The 20,069-nt window shown below is 72.5% G+C and carries 18 protein-coding genes and 1 pseudogene; 7 read left to right on the top strand and 12 right to left on the bottom strand.

Annotated features, from left to right (window positions below; translation table 11 throughout):
• Nucleotides 1-243: 243 nt before the first annotated feature.
• The gene (locus V6U79_RS10045; RefSeq protein WP_334531745.1) at nt 244-1,023 is read right to left on the bottom strand and encodes a phosphodiesterase; all 780 of its coding nucleotides are present in this window, start codon (nt 1,021-1,023) and stop codon (nt 244-246) included.
• Nucleotides 1,024-1,278: 255 nt separating this feature from the next.
• On the opposite strand from V6U79_RS10045, the gene V6U79_RS10040 reads away from it, so the two are divergent.
• On the top strand, nt 1,279-2,655 hold the full coding sequence (locus V6U79_RS10040) for a sensor domain-containing diguanylate cyclase (protein WP_442933376.1): 1,377 nt from the start codon (nt 1,279-1,281) through the stop codon (nt 2,653-2,655).
• 23 nt (nt 2,656-2,678) lie between these two features.
• On the opposite strand, the gene V6U79_RS10035 is transcribed toward V6U79_RS10040, so the two are convergent.
• Together V6U79_RS10035 and V6U79_RS10030 are read right to left on the bottom strand one after the other, a co-directional pair.
• Entirely contained in the window at nt 2,679-3,743 is a 1,065-nt protein-coding gene (locus V6U79_RS10035) for an aspartate-semialdehyde dehydrogenase (RefSeq protein ID WP_334531740.1), read from the bottom strand.
• A gap of 5 nt (nt 3,744-3,748) precedes the next feature.
• Complete coding sequence (locus V6U79_RS10030; RefSeq protein ID WP_334531737.1) at nt 3,749-5,014, bottom strand: aspartate kinase; 1,266 nt, start codon at nt 5,012-5,014, stop codon at nt 3,749-3,751.
• A gap of 292 nt (nt 5,015-5,306) precedes the next feature.
• Between V6U79_RS10030 and V6U79_RS10025 the strand changes: the two genes are divergently transcribed.
• The 4 genes from V6U79_RS10025 to leuA all read left to right on the top strand — a co-directional run bounded on the left by V6U79_RS10025 (nt 5,307) and on the right by leuA (nt 9,412).
• Nucleotides 5,307-6,116 carry a hypothetical protein gene (locus tag V6U79_RS10025; RefSeq protein ID WP_334531734.1) on the top strand — a complete coding sequence of 270 codons (810 nt, stop codon included), beginning with the start codon at nt 5,307-5,309 and terminating at the stop codon, nt 6,114-6,116.
• Between the two features lie 84 nt (nt 6,117-6,200).
• Nucleotides 6,201-6,731 carry a nitroreductase family protein gene (locus tag V6U79_RS10020; protein WP_334531731.1) on the top strand — a complete coding sequence of 177 codons (531 nt, stop codon included), beginning with the start codon at nt 6,201-6,203 and terminating at the stop codon, nt 6,729-6,731.
• Nucleotides 6,732-6,866: 135 nt separating this feature from the next.
• Nucleotides 6,867-7,418, top strand: a complete 552-nt coding sequence (locus tag V6U79_RS10015; protein ID WP_334614421.1) for a hypothetical protein — start codon at nt 6,867-6,869, stop codon at nt 7,416-7,418.
• Between the two features lie 242 nt (nt 7,419-7,660).
• The gene (gene leuA / locus V6U79_RS10010) at nt 7,661-9,412 is read left to right on the top strand and encodes a 2-isopropylmalate synthase (protein WP_334614419.1); all 1,752 of its coding nucleotides are present in this window, start codon (nt 7,661-7,663) and stop codon (nt 9,410-9,412) included.
• Nucleotides 9,413-9,468: 56 nt separating this feature from the next.
• Here the strand turns inward: leuA and V6U79_RS10005 are convergent, their stop codons facing one another.
• The gene (locus V6U79_RS10005) at nt 9,469-10,914 is read right to left on the bottom strand and encodes an MFS transporter (RefSeq protein WP_334614417.1); all 1,446 of its coding nucleotides are present in this window, start codon (nt 10,912-10,914) and stop codon (nt 9,469-9,471) included.
• 107 nt (nt 10,915-11,021) lie between these two features.
• Here V6U79_RS10005 and V6U79_RS10000 point away from each other — a divergent pair, with 107 nt between their 5' ends.
• Nucleotides 11,022-11,681, top strand: coding sequence for an HNH endonuclease family protein (locus tag V6U79_RS10000; protein ID WP_334531721.1), 660 nt, complete (start codon nt 11,022-11,024; stop codon nt 11,679-11,681).
• On the top strand, nt 11,663-12,055 hold the full coding sequence (locus V6U79_RS09995; RefSeq protein ID WP_334614415.1) for a hypothetical protein: 393 nt from the start codon (nt 11,663-11,665) through the stop codon (nt 12,053-12,055). Before V6U79_RS10000 ends, V6U79_RS09995 begins: the two co-directional genes overlap by 19 nt.
• Nucleotides 12,056-12,103: 48 nt before the next feature.
• Here V6U79_RS09995 and V6U79_RS09990 read toward each other — a convergent pair whose 3' ends face one another.
• The 8 genes and pseudogenes from V6U79_RS09990 to V6U79_RS09955 all read right to left on the bottom strand — a co-directional run.
• A complete protein-coding gene (locus V6U79_RS09990) occupies nt 12,104-13,207 on the bottom strand; it encodes an ABC transporter ATP-binding protein (RefSeq protein WP_334614413.1) in 1,104 nt (367 codons plus the stop codon).
• Nucleotides 13,204-14,319, bottom strand: coding sequence for an ABC transporter ATP-binding protein (locus V6U79_RS09985; protein ID WP_334614411.1), 1,116 nt, complete (start codon nt 14,317-14,319; stop codon nt 13,204-13,206). The genes V6U79_RS09990 and V6U79_RS09985 overlap by 4 nt, the downstream gene beginning before the upstream one ends.
• A gap of 9 nt (nt 14,320-14,328) precedes the next feature.
• Complete coding sequence (locus V6U79_RS09980) at nt 14,329-15,291, bottom strand: ABC transporter permease (RefSeq protein WP_334531709.1); 963 nt, start codon at nt 15,289-15,291, stop codon at nt 14,329-14,331.
• Entirely contained in the window at nt 15,288-16,292 is a 1,005-nt protein-coding gene (locus tag V6U79_RS09975; protein ID WP_334531705.1) for an ABC transporter permease, read from the bottom strand. Before V6U79_RS09975 ends, V6U79_RS09980 begins: the two co-directional genes overlap by 4 nt.
• An 81-nt stretch (nt 16,293-16,373) precedes the next feature.
• The gene (locus tag V6U79_RS09970) at nt 16,374-18,041 is read right to left on the bottom strand and encodes an ABC transporter substrate-binding protein (protein ID WP_334614410.1); all 1,668 of its coding nucleotides are present in this window, start codon (nt 18,039-18,041) and stop codon (nt 16,374-16,376) included.
• 318 nt (nt 18,042-18,359) lie between these two features.
• Nucleotides 18,360-18,953: a recombination mediator RecR gene (recR, locus tag V6U79_RS09965; RefSeq protein ID WP_334531699.1), complete on the bottom strand. Its 594-nt coding sequence runs from the start codon at nt 18,951-18,953 to the stop codon at nt 18,360-18,362.
• 8 nt (nt 18,954-18,961) lie between these two features.
• Complete coding sequence (locus V6U79_RS09960) at nt 18,962-19,270, bottom strand: YbaB/EbfC family nucleoid-associated protein (RefSeq protein ID WP_334531696.1); 309 nt, start codon at nt 19,268-19,270, stop codon at nt 18,962-18,964.
• Between the two features lie 109 nt (nt 19,271-19,379).
• Nucleotides 19,380-20,069, bottom strand: a pseudogene (locus V6U79_RS09955) (DNA polymerase III subunit gamma and tau); the annotation flags it as partial.

Raw genomic sequence — 20,069 nt, 5'->3', positions numbered from 1 at the left:
GATGTCGGGCGGCAATCGTGGACTGTGAAACCTCTGCGTCGGCAAACAAACCCGCGCGGGTGGACTGTCCCAACCGGACGGTGATCATGGAACGGGCGGTCGTCGGGCCGGCGATGCCCCTTCCGGCGACGACCGCCGCCCGACCGGCCGGCGTGTCGGCTGGTCCGCACCGGTCCGCGGACGACCGACGATCGGTGGCTCGGCGTGGCGACCGCGAAGCGGGAGCAGGTCCACCGGTGCGGCTCAGTAGCCGCAGGTCTGCCCGGCGGCGTGGCTGACCTGGACGGTGTGCGTGACGCAGCCGTCGCCGTCGACCGCGTGCAGCAGGAAGGCGGTCGGCTCGTCCACCCAGCCGATCTGGTCGTCGGCGCTCATCGTCAGCGACGCCTGCCGCCAGGTGCTCGGCGCGACGGTGAGCACCGTGCCGGCGTACGCGGTGGTCACCGGGCGGTGCAGGTGGCCCGCGGCGACGCGTACCACGTGGGGGTGTCGGCGGATGACCTCGGCGAGCGCGTCGCCGTCGGCGAGCCGGATGGCGTCGGCGGCCGGGACGCCGACGGCGACCGGCGGGTGGTGCAGGCAGACCAGGGCGGGCACCTCGGTACGGCCGCCGAGCACCCCGTCGAGCCACCCGAGCTGGTCCTCGCCGAGGCGGCCGCCGTCCTCGCCGGGGGTCGACGAGTCCAGCATCACGACCGTCACCTCCGGGTGGTCGACGTGGTAGTACGCGGAGAAGCCGCCACCGAGGCACGGCGTGCCGCCGAAGGCGTCCAGCAGCGACTCCCGGTCGTCGTGGTTGCCGGCGGCCAGGTGGACCGGCAGCGGGTACCGCCCGAGCACCTCGCGCAGCGCCGCGTACTCGTCGGGGCGGCCCTGGTCGACCAGGTCGCCGGTGATCACCACGCAGTCCGGGCGGGGGCGCAGCGCCAGCACCCGGCCCAGTGCGCGGTGCAGGCCGGCCGCCGGCACGGCGGCGAGCGCGCCGGTGGTGACGTGCGGGTCAGTCAGTTGGGCGATGAGCATGGCTCCTCCACTGCGACCGGGACCCTCACGCTAACCCCGGCAGGCTCCCCGGCGTGGCCCGTCCCGCAGCCCCACAGCCCCTGTCCACAGCCTGTGGATGGCACATGTGTACGAACAGTCGCTGATCTTGACCGTGGGCGGACCGCCGCCGGCTGAGTACGCTTGCTCGCAGCCCCGGCACCCGTCCGGGCCCTCCCCACCTGGAAGAACGTGGATCACGAGCGAGTCGTCCGGGACGTCACGGTCCGCCTGCCGATGGCGTCGAGCGCGATCGAGGCGTGCCAGTGGACCGTGACCGCCCTCGCCCGGTACACCCCGGCGACGATCTCCGTCCTGCTCCAGGTGCACGACCGGCTGCGCTGCGTCGCGGCCACCGGGTCCTGGCAGGTCTTCTCCACCGTGCCGCCGAAGTCCGGCATCGTCGGCCGGGTCTACGCCTCCGGCGAGGCCGCCACCGTCCCCGACGTCGCCGCCGACCCCGACCACCTCCCGGTACGCCCCGACGTGACCGCCGAGATCTGCGTACCGGTGCTCGACCCGGCGGGCCGGCCGGTCGGGGTGCTCGACCTCCAGTGGAGCGGACCGGTCGAGCTGGCGCCCTGGCGGGCCACCGCCGAGCGGCTCGCCGCCCGGCTCGGCGCCCGGATCATGGCGCTCGGCGGCCCGCCGGCCGAGAGCCGCAGCGAGAAGCTGCTCCGGCACGCCACCGCGATGACCTCCGCCCCCACCGAGTGGGACCTGATGACCGCCGCCATCACCGCGGCCCGGGACGTCTCCACCCTCTCCGCGGCCGTGCTGGTGCTGGCCGGCCGGCGGGGCCCGCGGGTGAGCGAGCCGACCGGCGCCACCGGCGAGCTGGAGGCCCGGATCCGGGCCGAGCTGACCGAGGCCGGCGCGGGCCCCCTCGGCCGCATGATCGCCGGCGCCCACCGCCACGGGTCGGCGTACACGCTGGGCGAGGCGGGGCACCCGCCGACGGACGACTACCTACCGCTGGCCCGGGCGGGGGTGCGCACCCTGGTGTCGGTGCCGGTCGGCCGGCCGGACGACGGCGGGGTGCTGCTGGTGGCCGACGAGCGGCTGCTGCGACCCGACCCGACCACGGTCAACCTGATGGAGCTGCTGGCCGGGCAGGCGTGGGGCGCGCTGGACCGGCTGCGCACCCTGACCCAGCTGCGCGAGCAGGCCAGCTCCGACCCGCTCACCGGGCTGCGGCACACCGGGCCGTTCGGGCAGCGGATCCGGGCCGCCACGCCGGGGCGTACCGCCCTGCTCGCGATCGACGTGGACGGCTTCAAGACCGTCAACGACACGTACGGCCACCAGGCCGGCGACCGGCTGCTGGTCGGGCTGGCCCGCGCCCTGGAGGGGGCGCTGCGGCACGGCGACGAGCTGTACCGGGTCGGCGGCGACGAGTTCGTGGCGGTGATCGAGGTGACCCGCCCGGAGGAGGCGGTGGGCGTCGCGGAGCGGCTGACCGAGGCGGCGCGGCGTACCGGCCGGACCATCAGCGTCGGCGTGGCCCTCCCGCACCCCGGCGAGTCCCCCGAGGTGACCCTCCGCCGCGCCGACCAGGCCCTCTACCGGGTCAAACGCCACGGCCGCGACGGCGTCCACCTCTCCGCCGCCTGACCCCGACGCGCGGGGTGAGGGGGTCAGGGGCGGGGGGTCAGTTCCTTGGCGAGGAGTTCGGCGATCTGGGCGGTGTTGAGGGCGGCGCCCTTGCGGAGGTTGTCGCCGGTGACGAAGAGGTCGAGGGCCCGGGGGTCGTCGAGGGCGCGGCGGATGCGGCCGACCCAGGAGGGGTCGGTGCCCACCGCGTCGATGGGCATCGGGAACTCCCCGGCGGCCGCGTCGTCGACCAGGATCACCCCGGGGGCGTTGCGCAGCGCCTCGCGGGCGCCCTCGGCGTCCACCTCGGTGGCGAAGACCGCGTGCACCGCCACCGAGTGGCCGGTCACCACCGGCACCCGTACGCAGGTGGCGGAGACCTTCAGGTCGGGCAGCCCGAGGATCTTGCGGGACTCGTTGCGGACCTTCATCTCCTCGGAGGACCAGCCCCCGTCGGCGAACGACCCGGCCCACGGCACGACGTTGAGCGCCAGCGGCGCGGGGAAGGGGCCCAGCTCGTCGCCGACGGCCTGCCGTACGTCGCCGGGGCGGGAGCCGAGCACCCGGTCACCGGCGATCTTCGTGAGCTGGGTGTGCAGGGTGTCCACGCCGGCCTTGCCGGCGCCGGAGACCGCCTGGTAGGAGGCGAGGACCAGCTCGCGCAGCCCGTACTCGCGGTGCAGCGGGGCGATCGCCACGATCATGGCGAGGGTGGTGCAGTTGGCGTTGGCGATGATGCCCTTGGGCCGGTTGCGCACCTGGTCCGGGTTGATCTCCGGCACCACCAGCGGGACGTCCCGGTCCATCCGGAAGGCGCCGGAGTTGTCGACCGCGACCGCGCCGCGGGCGACCGCGATCGGCGCCCACTGCGCGGAGACCTCGTCCGGCACGTCGAACATGGCGACGGCGACGCCGTCGAACGCCTCCGGGGTGAGCGGCTGAACGGTCAGCTCCTCGCCCCGGCAGTGCACCTTCCGCCCGGCCGAGCGCTCGGAGGCGAGCAGTCGGATCTCCCCCCAGACGTTGCGTCGGGAGGAGAGCAGCTGGCACATCACGGTGCCCACGGCACCGGTCGCCCCGACCACGGCGAGGGTGGGCAGCGCCGTCATCGGCGCTACCGCCCGGTCCCCGCGTAGACCACGGCTTCGGAGTCGCCGCCCAGCTCGAACGCGTCGTGGATGGCGCGGACCGCCTTGTCGAGGTCGGTGTCCCGGCAGACCACCGAGACCCGGATCTCCGAGGTGGAGATCATCTCGATGTTGACCCCGGCCGCGCCGAGGGCGGCGAAGAAGCCGGCCGCGACGCCGGGGTGCGACCGCATGCCGGCGCCGATCAGCGAGACCTTGCCGACGTGGTCGTCGTAGAGCAGGCCCCGGAACTTGACCCCCTCCTGGATCTTGCTGAGCGCGGCCATCGCCGTGGGGCCGTCGGTCTTGGGCAGCGTGAACGAGATGTCCGTGCGGCCGGTGCCCTCGGTGGAGACGTTCTGCACGATCATGTCGATGTTGATCTCGGCGCCGGCCACGGTGTCGAAGATCCGGGCCGCGGCGCCCGGCTCGTCCGGTACCCCGACGATGGTGATCTTGGCTTCGCTGCGGTCGTGGGCGACCCCGGTGATCAGTGCCTGTTCCACAGGAAGGTCCTCCATCGATCCGGTGACCATGGTGCCGGTGTTGGTCGAGTATGACGAACGGACGTGGATCGGCAACCCCGCGCGCCGGGCGTACTCGACACTGCGCAGGTGCAGCACCTTGGCGCCGCAGGCGGCCAGCTCCAGCATCTCCTCGTAGGTGATGTGCTTGATGTGCCGGGCGTTCGGCACGATCCGCGGGTCGGCGCTGAAGATGCCGTCCACGTCGGTGTAGATCTCGCAGACGTCGGCGTGCAGCGCGGCGGCGAGCGCCACCGCGGTGGTGTCCGAGCCGCCCCGGCCGAGCGTGGTGACGTCCTTGGTGTCCTGCGAGACGCCCTGGAAGCCGGCCACGATCACCACCGCGCCCTCGTCCAGCGCGCCCTTGAGCCGGCCCGGCGTGACGTCGATGATCCGCGCCCGGCCGTGCACCGAGGTGGTGATCACGCCGGCCTGCGAGCCGGTGAACGAGCGCGCCTCGTACCCCAGGTTGTGGATGGCCATGGCGAGCAGCGCCATGGAGATCCGCTCCCCGGCGGTGAGCAGCATGTCCAGCTCACGACCCGGCGGCAACGGGCTGACCTGGTTGGCCAGGTCGAGCAGCTCGTCGGTGGTGTCGCCCATCGCGGAGACCACCACCACCACGTCGTCGCCGGCCTTGCGGGCGGCCACGATGCGCTCGGCCACCCGCTTGATCCGCTCGGCGTTCGCGACGGAGGACCCGCCGTACTTCTGCACCACGAGTGCCACGACGGCGCACTCCCTCCCAGCGACGACCCTGAGCGTGCCGACGCCGCCGGATCCGGTGTCCGGCGGCGCGTGTCAGACCTGTCCAGGGTATCGGGCGGTACGCGAGGGCAGGTCGGGTGATCCCACCATCCGGCGCGAAACCCCGGTCCGACCTGGGTCCGCCGCGTCGGTCGAGCGGCGTCGGCGCGGGATTCGCCGCCATCGGGGGCGTCGACAGCGGAGTCCGCGACACGCGGGTGGGCGGCGGGTGGCGCCGGCCCGTCGGCTGCCTCGCGGGACGCAGAATGACCCGGTGCATGCCCATCTCCGCGCGTCGCGACGGTCGACCGGCGCCCTGTTCCTGCTCCTCCCCGCGCTCCTCGCCGCCTGCGGCGACGAGGAACCGGAGACCCCGGCCCCCACCCCGGCCTCCGCCGCGGCGCCGTCGGGATCGGACGCCGCCCGGGACGAGCTGGCCGCCCTGGCGGCGGCCGCGCGGGACCGTCACCTGACCGCCCGCTACACGCTCGCCGGCTCCGACGGCACCACCCGGGACATCACGGTGACCACCGCGGACGACGGCAGCTGGCGGGTCGACGTGCCCGGTGGCGCGCTCGGTGGCGGCGTCGACGTCTCGCTCGCCGCCACCCGGGACGGTCTCTTCCAGTGCGGCCTGCCCTCGGCCGCCCGGCCGGAGCCGGCGACCTGCGTACGCCTCGGCGACCGCGACGACTCCCTGCCGAGCCGGTTGGACCCGCGGGTGCACCATCCGTTCACGGACTGGCTGGAGGTGCTCACCGACCGGCGGGCGGCCCTGTCGGTCTCGGTCGCCGTGCCGCCGACCGGCGCGACGGGCAGCTGCTACGCGGTGGAGACCACCTCCGCCTCGCTGAGCCCCCCGCTGGACGTGGGGATCTACTGCTACGAGCGGGACGGCACGCCGACCTTCGTGCGGACCGCGCTCGGCACGCTCACGCTGGCCGGGGTGCCCGGCCCGGGGCCGGCGACCGTCCCGCTGGCCGGCCCGGTGGTGCAGGCCGCGCCGCTGGGTCGGGACGCGGTCGACCCGTCGGGCACCGACACGGCCGAGCCGTCCGGGGGCCCGGGCGCGGGAACGCCCTGACTCGGCGTGGCGTTACGGGTGGTCTTGCCCACATTCGCCCCACCCCTCCCAAGGTGCGAAACGCCCATACGGGATTCTCTTCCCATGGCCGACCTCACCCCGCTGCTCGCCTTCCGCTGGAGCCCCCGGGCGTTCGACCCGGACGCCGAACTGACCGGCGACGAGGCGGCCTCGCTGCTGGAGGCCGCCCGCTGGGCCCCGTCCGTCGGCAACTCCCAGCCGTGGCGGTTCGCGCTCGGCCACCGCGACGACGAGACGTGGAAGCGGATCCTGGTCAGCCTGCCGGCGTACGACCAGGGCTGGGCGCGGCACGCCGCCGCGCTGGTGGTGGGGGCGCACACCGGCGGCAACCAGGAACGGGCCGCATACGACCTGGGGCAGGCGGTCGCCCACCTGACCGTGCAGGCCACCGCACTCGGCCTGCACGTGCACCAGCTGGCCGGCTTCGACCGGGCCGCCCTCGCCGCCGACCTGGAGCTCCCCCCGGGAGTACGCCCACTGGTGGTGGCCGCCGTCGGGCGGCTCGGCGACCCGTTCGACCTGCCCGAGGAGCTGCGCCGCCGGGAGACCGCGCTGCGCCGCCGACGCCCGGTCGCCGCGCTGCTGCTGCACTGACCACCGGCGCCGGCCCGCCGCCCGCCCAACGGGGTCCGGCACGGTGGGCGGCCCGCCCGACGAGCGTCGCCGACGTTGCGGAGCGGCACTACGGTGGGCGACGTCGGTCGAGCACCTGGGTGACATCGGAGTGCCATGGACGCCAACACGATCACCGCCGTCTGCGCCACCGGCATCGCGGTGGCCTCGCTCGCCGTCTCGATCACCGAGGCTCGGGCCTCCCGACGCCACAACCGCCAATCCGTGCGACCAGTCCTCCAGTTCGAATTCGTGTGGCAGCCTCACGAGAAGACCGGCATGCGTCTGTCCAACCACGGGCTCGGCCCCGCGGTCGTCACCGGCACCACCGTCACACTCGACGGCGAACACCTCGGCACCTGGGAGGAGTTCGCGGTCGACCGGATCAGCGCATCACTGCCGATCCGTCCGAGGGTCCTGACGCTGCGGGACCGCAAGGTGCTACCCGCTGGCTTCCACGATTTCCTCTTCCACCTGCCGGAGTACCGGCCGGAGGCCGACGCCTGGTTCTGGCACCTCATCCGGCACCGGCTCCAGATTGAGGTCCGGTACGAGTCCCTGTACGGACGGGATCAGCAACGGATCATGTCGCTGCGTCGCCGGGACGGGCCGATCCCGCGCGAACCGGGACCGGGGCCGGCACCGGAAGCTGCGACTCCGATCCCATAGTCCGGACCTGCCTTCCCACCCCCCGTCTCACCACGTAGGGTGACCTTGTCATGTGGCAGGCGTACCTTCTCCTTGGTCGCCGCGACGAGGCCTGACCGGCCGGCACCTCGTCGCGGAGTCGAACCGCGCCGTCCAGCACATCCGAACCTCCCCTCGGCACCGCGCGGGCACCGTCGCCCGCGCACCTCGCCGACACCTTCCGATTGCTGACGCCCGACATGACCTCACGGGAGCACTCCGCCATGGCTCAACCCGTCACCGACGCCGAGACCGATCCGATCGCCCGGCAGCGTCCCAGCCGGATGCCGTTCCGCCGCTACCAGCCGTACCAGCAGCAGTTCCGGATCGACCTGCCGGACCGCAGCTGGCCCACCCGGCACGTCGAGGCCGCGCCCCGCTGGTGCGCGGTCGACCTTCGCGACGGCAACCAGGCCCTGATCGACCCGATGTCGCCGGAGCGCAAGCGCCGGATGTTCCAGCTGCTGGTGCAGATGGGCTACAAGGAGATCGAGGTCGGCTTCCCCTCGGCCAGCCAGACCGACTTCGACTTCGTCCGGCAGCTGATCGAGCAGGACCTGATCCCGGAGGACGTCACCATCCAGGTGCTCACCCAGTGCCGGGAGCACCTGATCGACCGGACCTTCGAGTCGCTGCGCGGTGCCCGCCGGGCGATCGTGCACTTCTACAACTCCACCTCGACGCTCCAGCGGCGGGTGGTCTTCGGGCTGGACCGCGACGGGATCACCGACATCGCCACCCAGGGCGCCCGGCTCTGCCGGAAGTACGCCGAGATCCACACCCCGGACACCGACATCCACTACGAGTACTCGCCGGAGTCGTACACGGGCACCGAGCTGGAGTACGCGCTGGAGGTCTGCGCCAAGGTCATCGAGGTGGTCGACCCGACCCCGGACCGCAAGCTGATCGTCAACCTGCCGGCCACCGTCGAGATGGCCATGCCCAACGTGTACGCCGACTCGATCGAGTGGATGCACCGGCACCTGCCCCGGCGCGACAGCCTGGTGCTGAGCCTGCACCCGCACAACGACCGGGGCACCGGGGTGGCCGCCGCCGAGCTGGGCCTGCTGGCCGGCGCCGACCGGATCGAGGGCTGCCTCTTCGGCAACGGCGAGCGCACCGGCAACGTCGACCTGGTGACGCTGGGGCTGAACCTCTTCTCCCAGGGCATCGACCCGATGATCGACTTCTCGAACATCGACGAGGTCAAGCGCGCCGTCGAGTACTGCAACCAGCTACCGGTGCACGAGCGGCACCCGTACGCGGGCGATCTCGTCTACACCGCCTTCTCCGGCTCCCACCAGGACGCCATCAAGAAGGGCTTCGACGCGCTGGCCGCCGACGCGGCTGCGGCCGGGGTGCCGGTCGACGAGCACACCTGGGCGGTGCCGTACCTGCCGATCGACCCGAAGGACCTGGGGCGCACCTACGAGGCGGTCATCCGGGTCAACTCGCAGTCCGGCAAGGGCGGCGTCGCGTACATCATGAAGACCGAGCACCAGCTCGACCTGCCGCGTCGCCTCCAGATCGAGTTCTCCGGGGTGGTCCAGCAGGTCACCGACCACGCCGGCGGCGAGGTCGACCCGGGCACCATGTGGGACATCTTCGCCCGGAACTACCTGCTCGACCACCAGGTGGACGCGGACCTCACCCTGGCCGGCTACACGATCGGCACCGTCGACGGCAAGGTCGAGATCGAGGCCCGGGTCGGCCGCGGCGGGGAGCAGCGCCCGATCACCGCGGTCGGCAACGGCCCGATCGACGCGTACGTCAACGCGCTCCAGTCGGTGGGGGTGGCGGTACGGGTGCTCGACTACCACGAGCACGCGCTCTCCTCCGGCGGTGACGCGCAGGCCGCCGCGTACGTGGAGTGCGACGTGGACGGTCGTACCGTCTGGGGCGTCGGCACGGACGCGAACATCGTCACCGCCTCCATCAAGGCGGTCACCAGCGCCGTGAACCGCGCCCGCGACTGACCCGGCCGGAAGGGGCCCCCTGTCGACGCCTCGCGCGGAGCAGGGGGTCCCTCCGCTCAGCGCTGCGGCGACGGGGGCGCCCCGCCGTCGGGCCGGTGGATCAGCACGGCGGCCGTCACCGCGCCGGCCAGCAGCCCAACGGCGCACCAGAGCATCGCCCCCCGGTACGCGTCGGTCAGCTCGGTCGCCTGCTCGTACCCGGCGCCGGAGAGGCCGACCAGCAGCGGCAGCGCGGCCACCGCGAGCAGGCCGCCGACCCGGGAGGCGGCGTTGTTGAAGCCGCTGGCCACCCCGGCGAACCGGTCGGCGACGGCGGCCAGCACCGAGGCGGTCAGCGGCGCCACCACCAGGGTCAGTCCGAGGCCGAAGAGAAGCACCCCGGGCAGCACGTCCATCCAGTACGACGCGCCCGGTCCGATCCGGTGCAGCAGCAGCAGACCGACGGCGGCGATCACCGGCCCGACGGTCAGCGGCAGCCGGGGACCGATCTTCGCCGACAGGGCGCCGGCCCGGGCCGAGCCCACCAGCAGCAACAGCGTCATCGGCACGGTGGCCAGCCCGGTCCGCAGCGCCGACCAGCCGACCACGTTCTGCAGGTAGACGGCGAAGAAGAAGGTGAACCCGCCGAGCGCCGCGTAGACCGCCACGGTGAAGAGGTTCAGCACCGTGAAGAGCCGGCTGGTGAAGAGGCCGGCGGGGAGCATGGCGGCGTCGCCCCGCCGCCGCTCCAGCAGCACGAAGGCCACCGCGGCCAGCACCCCGACCAGCGCCGAGGCGAGCACCGGCAGCGAGCGCACGCCGCGCGCCGGAGCGTCGATGAGAGCGTACGTGAGCCCGCCCAGGGCGAGCGCGCCGAGCAGCGCGCCGGCCACGTCGAAGCGGCGGCCCGGCCCGGCGCGGGAGGCGTCGGCGTCCCGGCTCTCCGGCACCCAGCGCAGCGCGGCCAGCACCACGGCCGCCGCCAGCGGCAGGTTGACGAGGAAGATCCACCGCCAGGAGAAGACGTCGACCAGCCAGCCGCCGAGGAACGGGCCGAGCGCGGTGGAGACCCCGGCGAGCCCGGACCAGGCGCCGATGGCCCGGGCCCGGTCGTCGGGGCGGAAGCTGGCCTGGAGCACCGAGAGCGATCCGGGGGTGAGCAGCGCGCCGCCGGCGCCCTGGAGGAACCGGGCGGCGACGAGCTGGCCGGTGTCCTGCGCCAGGCCGCAGGCGACGGAGGCGACCGCGAACCACACCACCCCGAGCAGGAGGATCCGCCGGCGGCCGAACCGGTCCCCGAGCGCCCCGCCGAGCAGCACGAACGCGGCCAGCATCAACAGGTAGCCGTTGATCGTCCATTGCAGACCGGCGACGGTGGCGTCGAGGTCGGCGCCGAGCCGGGGCAGCGCCACGTTCACCACCGTGCTGTCGAGGAAGACCATGCCGGAGGCGAGGACCGCCGCGAGCAGCGTCCCCCGGGCTGGGACGGTGCCCATCCGGAGCGCGTGCTCGGGTGCGGTCATGGGTACCAATCTCCACGGCGGGGACCGGACACGCCACGAAACGACGAAACCCCGCTTGGGTACTGTGCGGGATCGCCGGGAGCCCGCAAGCTGGAGAGGTGTCGACTGTGCGTACCAGATCAGGAGCCCGCGGGACGGTGGCGGGCGCGCTCGCCGCGGTGCTCGCGCTCGGCGTGGGCGGCTGCGACGTCGCGGAAGACGAGCCGCAGGCGCCGCCGAGCAGCGCCGGGAACGTCGGTGAGCAACTGGCCGAGCTGACCGTGGCGAAGGCCGCGTCGATGAAGGGTTACAGCCGGGAGCGTTTCCCGCACTGGCGGGACACCGGCACGAACTGCGACGTGCGGGACAGCGTGCTGAAGCGGGACGGCGACGACATCCGGCTCTCCGGCTGCAACGTGGTGGCGGGGCGCTGGGAGAGCGTCTACGACGGGCGGTCCTTCACCGATCCCTCCGACGTGGACGTCGACCACATGGTCCCGCTGGCGAACGCGTGGCGTTCAGGTGCGGCCGAGTGGGACGACGCGCGGCGCGGCGACTTCGCCAACGACCTGTCCCGACCGCAGCTCATCGCGGTTTCCGCGAGCTCCAACCGGGCAAAGGGTGACCAGGATCCGTCGCAGTGGAAACCGGCGAACCGGTCGTACTGGTGCAAGTACGCCGAGGACTGGGTGACGGTCAAGCACCACTGGCGGCTGACGGTGACCAGCGCCGAGAAGGCCGCCCTCAGCGACATGTTGGAGGGTTGCACATGGGCGAACAAGCCGTGACCGGGGCCGGGGCGACACCCGCCCCGGGGGCCACCACCGCCGGGATGACCGCCGACGGCAGCCCGGCCGCCTCCGCCGAGGTGCCGGGCGCGGGGATGAGCGCCGACGCCGGCGGCACCGGCGCCCCCCGGGAGCTGACCGCGGACCTGGTCGCCGGCCCGGGCGGGGTGATGACCGACGAGGTCGGCGTGGTCACCGGCGAGCTGACCCTGCGGACGGGGTACGCGGACGGCCAGGTCACCCTCGCCGTGCAGTACAAGGACGCCGACGAGTGGTACGTGGTGACGGGTGGCAAGGCGCCGCTGGCCGACCCGGCCGGGCTGGACGCGGTGCACGCGATCGCGGTCGCCCTGCTCCACCGCCCGGAGGGCTGAACCACGGCGGGCGGGACACCCGACCCGGGTGTCCCGCCCGCCGACGTCTCAGACGTACGAGCCGGGCTCGCTGGGCGCGGAGACCACGCTCGGGGCCTCACCCTCACCCTCGGGGCGGACCACCTCGGCGCTGACGGCGTGCGGCTTCAGCTCCCCGCTGGCGATCTGCTCGGCCCAGTGGCAGGCGACCCGGCTGCCCCGGATCTCCCGCAGCGCCGGGCGCTCGTCCGCACAGCGGGTCGGCTGGGCCCACGGGCAGCGGGTGTGGAACCGGCAACCGGACGGCGGGTTCGCCGGGGAGGGCAGGTCGCCGGCGAGCAGGATGCGCTCCCGCCGGTCCTCCACGTCGGGGTCCGGCACCGGCACCGCCGACATCAGCGCCCGGGTGTACGGGTGCAGCGGCTCGGTGTAGAGCCGGTCGCTCGGCGCCTCCTCGACCAGGGCGCCCAGGTACATCACGCCGATCACGTCGGAGATGTGCCGCACCACGGCGAGGTCGTGCGCGATGACCAGGTAGGTCAGGCCGAGGCTCTCCTGGAGCTCGTCGAGCAGGTTCACCACCTGGGCCTGGATCGACACGTCGAGCGCGGAGACCGGCTCGTCGGCGACGATCAGGTCCGGGCCGAGCACCAGCGCCCGGGCGATGCCGATGCGCTGTCGCTGCCCGCCGGAGAACTCGTGCGGGTAGCGGGAGAGCGCCCAGCGGGGCAGCCCGACGGCGTCCAGCGTCTCGCCGATGATCCGCCGCCGGTCGTCGCGGTCGGCGCCGATCCCGTGGGCCTGCAACCCCTCGGTGAGGATCGATTCGACGTTCTGCCGGGGGTCGAGGCTCGACATCGGGTCCTGGAAGATCATCTGCATCCGGCGACGCATGGCGCGCAGCTTCCCAGCCGGCAGCGTGGTCAGCTCGACCCCGTCGAAGCTGACCTCGCCAGCGGTCGGTGGGGTGAGCTGGAGCAGCGCCCGGCCGAGCGTCGACTTGCCGCACCCGGACTCGCCGACCAGGCCGTACGTCTTGCCCCGGGGAATGCTGAGGTCGACCCCGTCGACCGCCTTCACCTGGCCGACCGTCCGGTCGAAGATCACCCCGCGCTTGATCGGGAAGTGCACCTTCAGGTCGCGGACCTCGACGAGGATGTCGCTCTCGGTCACGGCTTCTCCTCCTCGCGCGGCGCGGGGCCCAGGCCGGGCACCGTGGGCGGGTCGTCCGGAACGGCCTGGGCCGGCACCGAACCTGGCTGCGCGTCCGTCGGCACCACGGCCCGGACGTCCTCGGCCGGCGTCAGTCCGGGAACCGGCGCCGGGTTGACGCAGCGGTAGCTGCGGCCGTCGTGGGCGAGCACCAGCTCCGGCGGCTCCCCCACGCACTCGTCGACCCGGCGGGTGCAGCGCGGGGCGAAGGCGCAGCCGTCCGGCCAGGGCAGCACGTCCCGCACCGAACCGGGGATCGGGTTGAGCCGTTCGCCACGCCCGGCGTCCAGGCGCGGCACGGACCCGAGCAACCCCACGGTGTACGGGTGCCGGGGCTCGCGGAACAGCGGACGGCGGCGGGCCGTCTCCACCACCCGACCGGCGTAGAGGACGTTGACGGTGTCGCACATGCCGGCGACCACGCCGAGATCGTGCGTGATCATGACCAGCGCGGTGCCGGAGTCCCGGACCAGGTCCTTGAGCAGTTCCAGGATCTGCGCCTGGATGGTGACGTCCAGCGCGGTGGTCGGCTCGTCGGCGATCAGCAGCCGGGGCTGACAGGCCACCGCCATCGCGATCAGGGCGCGCTGCCGCATGCCGCCGGAGAGCTGGTGCGGATATTCCTTCAGGCGCCGCTTCGGGTCGGGGATGCCGACCCGGTCGAGCAGCGACGCCGCCTCCTTCTCCGCCGCCGCGCCCTTCATCCCCCGGTGCCGGGTGAGCACCTCGGTCACCTGCAACCCGATCGGGATCACCGGGTTCAGCGAGGAGAGCGGGTCCTGGAAAATCATGGCCACGTCGCGGCCACGGATGTCCCGCCGCGACCGGTCGTCCAGTTGGAGCAGGTCGGTGCCGTCGAAGACCGCCTTGCCGCCGACCCGCAGGCCGGGCTGCTTGGGCAGCAGCCCCATGATGGCCAGCGAGGTGACGCTCTTGCCGCAGCCGGACTCACCGACCAGACCGACCACCTCGCCGGCGTCGACGGAGAACGAGACCCCGTCGACGGCGTGCACGGTGCGCTGACCGCGCCGGGAGAACGTGACGGAGAGGTCATCCACTTCGAGCAGTGCCATTAGGTCGACCTACTTCCGCAGCTTCGGGTCGAGGGCCTCGCGCATCGCCTCACCGAGCAGGGTGAAGCCGAGCGCGGTGATGATGATGGCGACCGCCGGGTACACCGCGAGGCCCGGCCGGATGTCGATGTACTGCTGCGCGTCGGCGAGCATCACACCCCATTCCGGCACGGAGGTGTCGGGGTTGCCGAGCCCCAGGAAGGAGAGCGCGGCGGCCTCGATGATCGCGGTGGCCAGGGTGAGGGTGGCCTGCACGATGACCGGGGCGAGCGAGTTCGGCACCACGTGGCTCAGTGCGATCTTCGGCTTCTTCACGCCCAGCGAGGTGGCGGCCAGCACGTAGTCGCTGTTCGCCTGGGAGATCATCGAGCCGCGCAGCAGCCGGGCGAAGACCGGCACCGAGACCACGCCGACAGCGATCATGACGGTGGTCAGGCTCGCCCCGAGCAGGGCGGCGATGCTCACCGCGAGCAGCAGGCTGGGCAACGCCAGCATCATGTCGATGAAGCGCATCAGGATGCTGTCGATCCACCGCCCCCACCGGCCGCCGAGGCCGGCGGCGGCACCCGCGACGCCGCCGATCAGCGCGCCGACGGCCAGACCGATCAGCGTGGAGACCACGCCGACCAGGAGGGTCTGCCGGGCACCGACGATCAGCCGGCTGAACTCGTCCCGACCCTGGTGGTCGTAGCCGAGCCAGTGGTCACCGTCGATGCCGGGGATGACGCCGGGCTTGATCAGCCCGTCCCTGATACCGATCGTGTCGGTCGGGCTGTACGGCACGAGGAACGGGCCGACGACCGCGACGAGCACGAAGATCGCCAGGATCACGGTGCCGACGATGGCGGCCGGGTTGCGGCGGAGCCGGCGGAACGCCTCCTGCCAGAGGCTCACCCCCCGCTCGTCCTCCCGGGCGGCCAGCTCGGAGAGCCGGTCGATCTTCTGCTTCTTCTTGCCGGTGGTGATCGTCATCGAACCCTCACCCTCGGGTCGATCAGGCTGTAGGAGAGGTCGACCAGGAGGTTCACCAGCACGTACACCACCGCGATGATCAGGATGAAGCCCATCAGCACCGGGTAGTCACGCTGGCTGATCGCCTCCGCGACGAAGGCACCGATGCCGGTGAACCCGAAGACGGTCTCCGTCAGCACCGCGCCGGAGAGCAGGAGCCCGGTCTGCAGGCCGATCGAGGTGACCACCGGCAGCATGGCGTTACGCAGCACGTGCCGGCGGCGCACCGTCGACTCGGTCAGGCCCTTGGCCTCGGCGGTGCGGACGAAGTCCTCGTTGAGCACCTCCAGCACGCTGGCCCGGGTGATCCGCACGATGATCGCCAGCGGGATGCTGGCCAGCGTCAGGCCGGGCAGGACCAGGTGCCACAGCGCGTCGGCCGCGGCGTCCCACTCCCGGGTCAGCAGACCGTCGAGGAAGAAGAAGTTGGTGATCCGGGTGGCGTCCATGGTCGGGTCCTGGCGGCCGGAGGACGGGAACCAGCCGAGGTTCTCCGAGAAGATCGCCTTGAACACGTACGCCAGGAAGAAGACCGGGATGCAGATGCCGATCAGCGAGCCGCCGACCGAGAGGTGGTCGAGCAGCCGGCCCCGGCGGCGGGCGGCCAGGTAGCCGAGCGGGATGCCGATCCCGATCGCGAGCACCAGGGCCATCATCGTCAGCTCGACGGTGCCGGGGAAGCGCTCCAGGAACTCGGTGGTGACCGGGCGCTTGGTGGCGGTCGAGGTGCCCAGGTCCAGGCGGATCAGCCGACGGACGAACCGGCCGTACTGCACCAGGATCGGCTCGTCCAGGCCCATGTTGCGGCGGATCGCGGCGCGCATCTCGGGTGTGCCGCGCTCGCCGAGGATGGCGGTCTCCGGACCGCCGGGCAGTCGACGGAGCCAGATGAAGAGCAGGAGGGAGAGCCCGAACAGCGTCGGTATCAGCTGGAGCAGGCGTCTGACGATGAACCGGAACACGGTGGCCTCGAAGGGGGTGCGGAGGGTTGCGGGCGGACGCCGTCGAAACGGCGTCCGCCCGCGTTCCTTGCGTGCGTCAGGTCAGGACTTGAACTCGGCGCTGGCGTACCGCTCATCGGTGAGCGGGCTCGCCTTGATCCCGGTCACGTCCTTGCCGAACACGATCGCCGGCGGCGAGTGCGACACCGGGACACCCGGCAGGAAGTCCATGACGGCCTTGTTCAGCGCCTTGTACTTCTCCACCCGGGCCGCCGGGTCGGCGGTGCTGTCGGCGTCCTTGAACTGGTCGAACAGGGCCTTGTTGGTGAAGCCCCACTCGTCCTTCTTCCGGTCGAAGAAGGTGCCGATGAAGTTGTAGGCATCGCCGTAGTCACCGGTCCAGCCGAGGAAGTGCAGGTCGTGCTTACTGCCGGAGGTGGTGGCGTTGAGGTAGTCCGGGCTCCACTTCAGCGGGATCGCCTCGACCTGGATGCCGGCCGCCTTGAGGTCCGCCGAAAGCAGCTCGAAGATGTCCTTCGGGTTCGGCATGTACGGCCGGGTGACCTCGGTCGGGTAGTGGAACTTCAGCTTCAGGTTCGTTGCGCCGGCCTCGGCCAGCAGCTTCTTCGCCTTCTCGACGTCGTACTCGTACTTGGTGACGTCGCCGTTCCAGCCCTCGACGGTGTCCGGCATGAAGTTCAGCGCGACCTTGGCGCCCGGGGGCAGCTTCGAGTCGACCAGCGCCTGCCGGTTCAGGGCGTGCGCGATGGCCTGCCGGACCTTGAGGTCGGCGAGCTTCGGGTTGCCACTCTGGTTGATCGCCAGGTAGAGCACGTTGAACGCCGGGCGGGTGAGGACGTTGAAGCCCTCCTTCTTCAGCGGCTCGACGTCGGCCGGGCCGACCAGGTCGTAACCCTGGATGTCACCGGAGCGGAGCGCCTGCTTGCGGGCGTTCTCGTCGGAGATCGTCTTGAAGATGAGGGTCTTCAGCCTGGCCTTGGTGCCGTGGTAGTCGTCGTTGCGCTCGATGGTGAGCGTCTTGTTGGCGACGTCCCAGGACTTGAACTTGAACGGGCCGGTGCCGGTGGGGTGCTCGGTCGCGTAGGACGGGTACTTGATGTCCTCGGCGGTGCCGCCCACGTTGCTGGCGTCGTACTGCTCCAGCGCCTTGGGGCTGTGCATGGAGAACGACGGCAGCATCAGCGCGGCCGGGATCTTGCTGGAGACCCGGGTGAAGGCCAGGTCGACCGTGGTGGCGTCCTTGGCGGTGCAGGACTTGAAGAGGCTCGGCGGCAGGTCCGTGCTCTCGTTCTTGGCGAAGCCGCCCATGACGTCCTGCCAGTACGCGGTCACGTCGGGGCTCTGCATGAGGCCCTTCGCGTTGTACCAGCGGTCGAAGTTCTTGCAGACCGCCTCGGCGTTGAACTCGGTGCCGTCGTGGAACTTCACGCCGGAGCGCAGCTTGAAGGTCCACGTGGTGCCGGCGGCGTCCGGGGTCCAGGACTCGGCCAGGCCGGGGGTGACCTTCGTGCCGCCTTCCTCCGGGCGGACCAGCGTCTCGAAGACCTGACGCGCGACGCGCAGCGACTCACCGTCGCTGGCGAAGCTCGGGTCCAGCACCTTCGGGTCTCCGGCTACGCCGAAGACGAGAGTGTCCTTCTTCTTGCTGTCACCGGAACTGCCATCACGGTCGCTCTCGGCGCAGCCTGCTACCGCGAGGGCCGCGACCGCGACGGCCGCGATCGCGACCTTCGGCCTGGATGCACGCATGGTGCTTCTCCTTGGGGGTACGGACAACGTGGTGACAGGGGTCACCGATGGCGGTGACCATAGCCCCCGTTTCGACGCTGCGGAAACCGGCGGATGGCGGGTTGGTATCGGATCGTGTCCCAGCCGCGACATGACCGACGAATCGAAGGCAAACGGCCGTCTTCGCCGAACAATCCGAAACTGCGATGCCAAACTGTTACGTCATCCGGGCCGCTGCGGACCTTGGGTGTCAGATCCGGACGGGTCGACGTGCGCATACGACACGGGCGCCGAGGGGGTCGCGCTGCGACCTCCCCGGCGCCCGTGGTGCGGGTGACCTCAGACCGCGCGGCGGCCCTCGAACGCCCGGCCGAGAGTGATCTCGTCGGCGTACTCCAGGTCGCCACCGACCGGCAGGCCGCTGGCGAGCCGGGTCACCGCGATCCCCATCGGCTTGACCATCAGGGCGAGGTACGTCGCGGTCGCCTCGCCCTCGGTGTTGGGGTCGGTGGCGAGGATCAGCTCACGGACCGCCCCGCCGCTGAGTCGGGTCATCAGCTCGCGGATACGCAGGTTGTCCGGGCCGATGCCCTCCAACGGGTTGATCGCCCCGCCGAGCACGTGGTAGCGGCCCCGGAACTCACCGGTCCGCTCGATCGCCACCACGTCCTTGGGCTCCTCGACCACGCAGAGCACCTCGTCGGTACGGCGCGGGTCGCGGCAGATCCGGCACTGGTCGGACTCGGCCACGTTGTAGCAGGTGGTGCAGAACCGGACCAGCTCCTTGACCTTGCGCAACGCGCCGGCCAGCCGGTTGACGTCGGCCGGGTCGGCCGACAGGACGTGGAACGCGATCCGCTGGGCGCTCTTCGGGCCCACGCCCGGCAGCCGCCCCAGCTCGTCGATCAGGTCCTGGATGGCGCCTTCGTACATCTGCCGGCTCAGAAACCGGGCAGGCCGAGGCCGCCCATGCCGCCGGTGACCGGGCCCATCTTCTTCTCGGTCAGCTCCCGGGCCGCCTCGGCGGCGTTGTGCAGCGCGGCGACCACCAGGTCCTCCAGCGTCTCCACGTCCTCCGGGTCGACCGCCTTCGGATCGATCTTGATGCTCTTGATCTCACCGGCACCGGAGACGGTGGCGGTGACCAGGCCACCGCCGGCCGTGCCGGTCAGCTCGGCCTCGGCCAGCTCGGCCTGGGCCTTGGCGATCTGCTGCTGCATCTTCTGCGCCTGCTTCAGCATCTGCTGCATGTTCGGCTGTCCACCTGGGCGCACGGATGGGCTCCTTCTCGCACTCGTCTGCTCGGCCGCGCCCAGCCTAGCCGGGGGCGACCCGTACCCCGCCCGGGGAACACCCGCCTCAGCGGGCGTCCACCTCGTCGATCTTCTCGGCGCCGAGCGCCTCCCGCAGCAGCTGCACCGCCTGCTCCTCGCTGGACTGCCGGGCGGTCCGCTCGTCGATCACCTCGTCCAGCGGCTCGTCGCCCGGGTCGAACCCCTCGTACGTCGGGGTGGCCGCCGGTTGGGCGCCGCCGGGGCGTCCCCCGCCGCCACCCAACGGGCCGTCGAAGTCCGGGTCGTACGGCGGCTCGCCGGCCCAGTCGGCGTCCGCGGTCTTCCGGGTGGCCTGGGCGGTACGCGGCCCCTTCGCCGCCCCGGAGCCCGCCGCGGCGGCGGCCGCGCGGGCCGCCGCGATGGCGCTGCTCACCGGGGCGCCCTTGCCGGCGGGCGGCGCGGACTGCGCCGGCGGGACAGCCTGCTTCGGCGCGGCCGGTGCCGCGCCGGCCGCGCCGGCCGCCGGCCGGGCCGAGGACACGGCCGGGCCGGCCGACGAGGTGGGCGGGGTGGACGGGCTACCGCCCGGCCTGGCCGCCTCGGGCCAGTCACCGTCACCGGCGCCGCTGTCGGCGGCGGGGGTCGGCGGGGAGCCGGGGGTCGTCGGGGAGCCGCCGGGGCGGGCCGGCTCAGGCCAGTCCTCGTCCCCGCCCGCGTCGGGGGCGGCGGCGGCAGCACCGGAGCCGGCCGGCGGCGCGGACGGCGGCGTCGGGCG

It is taken from the genome of Micromonospora psammae (assembly GCF_036902725.1).
Taxonomy (GTDB): domain Bacteria; phylum Actinomycetota; class Actinomycetes; order Mycobacteriales; family Micromonosporaceae; genus Micromonospora.
The sequence above is the reverse complement of the archived record's forward strand: the minus strand, read 5'-3'. Positions and strand labels throughout refer to the sequence as shown.

Bases quoted from the DNA above. Each gene is read 5' to 3' on its own strand.
- V6U79_RS10035 (WP_334531740.1), bottom strand. From the start codon at position 3,743: ATGACGGCGCTGCCCACCCTCGCCGTGGTCGGGGCGACCGGTGCCGTG.
- V6U79_RS09985 (WP_334614411.1), bottom strand. From the start codon at position 14,319: ATGGCACTGCTCGAAGTGGATGACCTCTCCGTCACGTTCTCCCGGCGC.
- V6U79_RS09970 (WP_334614410.1), bottom strand. From the start codon at position 18,041: ATGCGTGCATCCAGGCCGAAGGTCGCGATCGCGGCCGTCGCGGTCGCG.
- V6U79_RS10005 (WP_334614417.1), bottom strand. From the start codon at position 10,914: ATGACCGCACCCGAGCACGCGCTCCGGATGGGCACCGTCCCAGCCCGG.
- V6U79_RS09995 (WP_334614415.1), top strand. From the start codon at position 11,663: ATGGGCGAACAAGCCGTGACCGGGGCCGGGGCGACACCCGCCCCGGGG.
- V6U79_RS09980 (WP_334531709.1), bottom strand. From the start codon at position 15,291: ATGACGATCACCACCGGCAAGAAGAAGCAGAAGATCGACCGGCTCTCC.
- V6U79_RS09960 (WP_334531696.1), bottom strand. From the start codon at position 19,270: ATGCAGCAGATGCTGAAGCAGGCGCAGAAGATGCAGCAGCAGATCGCC.
- V6U79_RS10015 (WP_334614421.1), top strand. From the start codon at position 6,867: ATGGACGCCAACACGATCACCGCCGTCTGCGCCACCGGCATCGCGGTG.
- V6U79_RS10040 (WP_442933376.1), top strand. From the start codon at position 1,279: ATGGCGTCGAGCGCGATCGAGGCGTGCCAGTGGACCGTGACCGCCCTC.
- V6U79_RS10045 (WP_334531745.1), bottom strand. From the start codon at position 1,023: ATGCTCATCGCCCAACTGACTGACCCGCACGTCACCACCGGCGCGCTC.
- leuA (WP_334614419.1), top strand. From the start codon at position 7,661: ATGGCTCAACCCGTCACCGACGCCGAGACCGATCCGATCGCCCGGCAG.
- recR (WP_334531699.1), bottom strand. From the start codon at position 18,953: ATGTACGAAGGCGCCATCCAGGACCTGATCGACGAGCTGGGGCGGCTG.
- V6U79_RS10020 (WP_334531731.1), top strand. From the start codon at position 6,201: ATGGCCGACCTCACCCCGCTGCTCGCCTTCCGCTGGAGCCCCCGGGCG.